The organism is Pseudomonas sp. 05T35, assembly GCF_056396605.1.
This window is the reverse complement of the sequence record NZ_JBFTLU010000518.1, coordinates 1-4,872: the sequence shown is the minus strand read 5'-3', so window position 1 is coordinate 4,872 and position 4,872 is coordinate 1. Positions and strand designations below refer to the sequence as shown.

General features: G+C 60.8%; 2 protein-coding genes and 2 pseudogenes. All 4 read left to right on the top strand.

Translation table 11 applies throughout. The features are described from left to right. Window positions 1-526 (top strand): winged helix-turn-helix domain-containing protein (locus AC1DH9_RS26425; protein WP_477809087.1); only part of this gene is annotated, 526 nt, incomplete at its 5' end. A 5-nt stretch (window positions 527-531) separates the two neighbouring features. Continuing rightward, entirely contained in the window at window positions 532-1,305 is a 774-nt protein-coding gene (locus tag AC1DH9_RS26420) for a substrate-binding periplasmic protein (protein ID WP_427546393.1), read from the top strand. Then, window positions 1,302-3,364: pseudogene (locus tag AC1DH9_RS26415) on the top strand (ATP-binding protein). The gene AC1DH9_RS26420 and the pseudogene AC1DH9_RS26415 overlap by 4 nt, the downstream one beginning before the upstream one ends. Window positions 3,365-3,573: 209 nt before the next feature. Continuing rightward, window positions 3,574-4,796 (top strand): annotated as a pseudogene (locus AC1DH9_RS26410) (amino acid permease). Window positions 4,797-4,872 lie beyond the last annotated feature (76 nt).

Below are 4,872 nucleotides of genomic sequence, written 5' to 3'. Positions count from 1 at the left end.
GACCCGGGAGCTGCGGGTCCGTTCGGAGGTCGGGATCATTCTGATCACCGGCCGCAATGATGAAATCGACCGCATCGTCGGCCTTGAATGCGGCGCCGATGACTATGTGATCAAACCCCTTAATCCACGCGAACTGGTGTCCCGGGCAAAAAACCTGGTACGACGGGTTCGTCATGCCCAAATGCCGCAACCGGTTGCAGCGATCCCTCGGCCGGTCAAGCAGTTCGCCGCCTGGGCCCTGGACACCGACCGCCGACGGCTGATCGACCACGCCGGCAGCGAAACGATGCTGACCCATGGAGAGTACCAGTTGCTCAGCGTATTCCTGCGCAACAGCGGCCACACCTTGAGTCGCGACCAGTTGATGGACCAGATCCGCAACCGCGAGTGGGTGCCTAACGATCGTTCCATCGATGTGCTGGTCGGGCGTTTGCGGCGCAAGTTGAACGACGATCCGGCCGAGCCGCAATTGATCATCACCATCCACGGCGCCGGTTACCTGTTCACCGCCAGCGTCGCGGCCTGAGCCGTATGTTGCGGCTGTTTGGGCTGATGTTGGCGCTGTTGTCCAACAGCGCGATAGCGGCGGAGAAGGTTCGCTACTGCGACTATCCGGTGTACCCGCCAATCTCCTGGAGCGACGGTAAACAGGTCCGCGGCCTGGCCCCCAGCGTGGTGAAAAACCTTTTCGGGCAACTGGGCTACGAGGTCGAGTCCGTCGTGCTGGGCAACTGGAAACGCTGCCTGCTGGACGCTGCCGAAGGCCGGGTCGACGTGGTGCTGGCCTACAGCACTGTGCAACGCGAGCAGAGCATGGTGTTTTCGACGGTGCCGGTGTTGCGCGAAGAGGTCGCGCTGTTCACCAATCGTCAGCACCCGGTGAAGTTCGAACGCCTGGAGGACCTGGCCAACTACCGGGGCGGGTTGTTGTTCGGTGAAAGCTACGGCGTGGATTTCGACCGCCTGGTCGCCCAACACCAGAACATCGAATGGGTGTCCGACAGTAGCCAGAACTTCGGCAAACTGATTCGCGGGCGCATCGACTTCATCACCTCGGAACGGCGCACCGGGCAGTTGTACGTCGAAAACCTGCCAGGGGCGCAAGACATCGTGGCCTTGCCGAATGCCTTGAGCGTGGATTATCTGCGGGTTGCGGTGTCACGCCGTTCTCCGCTGGCCAGCCGCATGCCGGACATCGATGCGCAGTTGAAGCGGATGGTCGATGCCGGGGAAATCGACCGTTGGCTGAACGAAAGTGAAGTGACCTATCGCGACATGATCAAACTGCCGGCAGATGCGCAATGATTCGCGCACGGCCCGGTGGACTGTTGCGGCGCCTGCTGCTGTTCATTCTGTTGTTCAGCCTGTGCTTCACCATGCTGGCGAGTACCGTGCAACTGTATTTCGAATACCGCCGCGAGATGCGTGACATCGACTCGCGCATGGAGCTGATTCGCGCCGGTTACCTGGCCAGCCTGGAACGCAGCCTCTGGGACCTGAACCAGGAACAGTTGAATGTGCAACTGCGCGGTCTGGTGGATTTCTCCGTCTGTTATGGATGAGCGTGTTTCTCTGCGGGCTGGCGGTGGCCCTGTCGGGACTGTTTTACCGTCTGGTCACGCGGCACCTGCAAGTCATGGCCGGGTTTGCCCGGCGCATCGCCGCCGGTGACTGGCATGAGCCTTTGCATCTGGACAAGAGCCGCAGCGCCAACGAAGACGAAATCGACACGGTGGCTCATGCGCTGGACGATATGCGCCGGGCGATCCTCAGTGACATTGATCGGCGCGAAACCGATCGCCTGGCGTTGCAGAATAACCGCGATGAGCTGCTGAGAATGGTCGAGCGCCGCACGGCCAGCCTGATGCGCGCCAAGGACGAAGCCGAAGCGGCCAACCTCGCCAAGTCGCGGTTCCTGGCGACCATGAGCCACGAACTGCGCACGCCGCTCAACGGCATCCTCGGCATGGCCGAGTTGCTGCGCGGTGCCAGTCTTGGCGAGCGCGACGGCAAACGTCTGGATGCGCTGTACAAGGCTGGCGAAGGGTTGCTGACGATTCTCAACGAAGTGCTGTATTTCGCCCGGCTGGAAGAGGGTGAAACCCACCCGGAGCCGGTCGACTTCTCGATCCGGCACTTGCTCGACGAGGTGCTGACGCTGCTGGAGCCGCGCGCGCTGAGYAACGACACAACACTGCACTGCCGCATCGATCCACCGGTCGCCGACAGGCATCACGGCGCCGAGCAGTTCTTGCGTCAGGTGCTGAGCAACCTGCTGGCCAACGCGATCAAGTTCACCGAGGGCGGGCGGGTCAGCGTCGAAGTCACGTTGCTGGCGCAAGATTCGGGACAAACCGGCCAACGGCTGCGGCTGAGCGTGACTGACGACGGCATCGGCATTGCTCCGGCGATGCAGGCAAAGATTTTCGAACGTTTCACTCAGGCCAGCGAAGATGTTGCGCAACGCTTTGGCGGTACCGGGCTCGGCCTGGCCATCAGCAAGCATTTGGTGGAGCAACTCGGCGGACGGATCGGTGTTCAGAGCGAGAGGGGGCAGGGTAGCTGTTTCTGGTTCGAGCTGACGTTGCAACCGGCCACCGGCATGAGCAATGTGGTATCGAGCAGCGCAGCGGGTCACATGCTGAACGTTCTGGTGGTCGAGGACGTGGCGCTGAACCGTGACGTGGTCAGCGGCTTGCTGCAACGCGACGGGCACCAGGTCTGGCTCGCCGAAGAGGCCGAACAGGCGCTGGCGCAATGCGCGAGCCAGACCTTCGATTTGATCCTGCTCGATGTGCACCTGCCGGGTATCAGCGGCGTCGAGCTGTGCAAACTGATTCGCAGCAGCGCCGGGCCGAACCGTCATAGCCGGATTTTTGCCCTGACGGCCAGCGTGCAACCGGCGTTGGTGCGCGGTTATCTGGATGCCGGCATGGACGGCATTCTCGCCAAACCCTTGAAGCTCGAAAACCTGCGGCAGGCGCTGGCCGGGCAGTCGCCAATTCCCGAGCCGCACCCCGATGACGAGGCGATGGATTGGCCGCTGTTACAGACTCACCGGACCTTGCTCGGTGAACAGAAGGTTCAGGGCTTGCTCGCGGTGTTGCGTCATTCGATCACTCAGCATCAAGAGGCGCTAACGGAGGCCATCGAGGCCGACGATTGCACCGAAGTCGCCCACCTGGCCCATCGCTTGGCCGGCAGTAGCGACTCATTGGGCTTTCGCGCACTGGCCAATGTGCTGCGTTTGTTGGAAGAGGCGGCGCTGGTCAACGATGAGTCGGCGTTGCGGGCGTTGGCACCGCAGGTGCATGAGCAATTGCAGCGTTCGCAACAGACGCTGGCCGAGCTGTTGAACGCCTGACATACAAGATCGTTACGACTTTTTACATCTTTGATCTTTACGTTCAACGTGAACTTACACGGGTTTCCAATAATCGACGCAACCGCCGTCAGCGCGGTCTTCGAAGCTTATTGGAGATAATAATAATGAACTGCCGTAAAGCTGATCCTTCCCAGCGTCATGACGTCCTGTCATCCGCCGCGCACCTCGCCGACTACTGAGGTGCCGACATGAGCGAAATTATCGAACGCAAAGGCATCCAACTGACCCGTGCCCTGAAAAGCCGGCACATATTCATGCTCTCGCTGGGCGGCGTGATCGGCACCGGGCTGTTCATGGGCTCTGGCGTGACCATCAACCAGGGCGGTCCGGTGGGGGCGATTCTGGCCTACCTGGTCGCCGGCTTCCTGATGTACCTGGTGATGGTCTGCCTCGGTGAATTGTCGGTACAGATGCCRGTGTCCGGTTCGTTCCAGACCCACGCCACCAAGTTCATCGGCCCGRCCACCGGGTTCATGATCGGCTGGGTGTACTGGATGAGCTGGGCGTCCACCGTCGGCCTGGAATTCACCGCGGCCGGGATGTTGATGGTGCGTTGGTTCCCGACAGTGCCGATCTGGTACTGGTCGGCGCTGTTCGTGGTCGTCTTGTTCGGGCTGAATGCATTGGCCACTCGTGCTTTCGGTGAAGCGGAATACTGGTTCTCCGGAATCAAKGTTGCGGCGATTCTCGGTTTCATCGTGGTCGGCGTCCTGGTGATCTTCGGCGCGATCCCGCTGACCAGTGGCGCACCGGCGCCGATGATGAGCAACCTGATCGGCGACTCGTTGTTCCCCAACGGCTTGCCCGCAGTGTTCGCGGTGATGATGACCGTGGTGTGTTCGACATGGTCGGCATTCCTTACGCTGCCGACTTGATGAACTTCGTGATCCTCACGGCAATTTTGTCGGTTGGTAACTCCGGTCTGTACGCTTCGACCCGGATTCTATGGGCCATGTCGAAGACCGGAATGGCGCCGAAAAGTCTCTCGCCGTTGAGCAAACGCGGCGTGCCATTACGGGCGCTGAGCATCACCTTGTGCTTCGCGCTGGTGTCGCTGATGACCAGTTTCATCGCTGCCGACACCTTGTTCATGGTGCTGATGGCGGTGAGTGGGATGTCCGGCACCGTGACCTGGATCGTCATTGCACTGGCGCAGTACAAGTTCCGCCGCGCCTATATCCGCGATGGCGGCAAGCTCAGCGACCTGAAATACCGTGCGCCGTGGTTCCCGCTGCTGCCAATCCTTTGCATTGCCTTGTGCTGCTCGCTGTTCGTATTCCTGGCCATGGATGAAACCCAGCGTCCTTCGCTGTATTGGGGCTTTGGGTTCATGGCGCTGTGTTACGGCGCGTATTTCCTGATTCACCGCAAACGCCAAACGGTGTTGGCGCCGAGCCTGCCGACCGTTTGATTCCTTGATTTAGCGCATTCCCTGTGGGAGCGAGCCTGCTCGCGATAGCGGCGTGACAGTCAACATTGATGCCGAA

Bases quoted from the DNA above. Each gene is read 5' to 3' on its own strand.
- AC1DH9_RS26420 (WP_427546393.1), top strand. From the start codon at position 532: ATGTTGCGGCTGTTTGGGCTGATGTTGGCGCTGTTGTCCAACAGCGCG.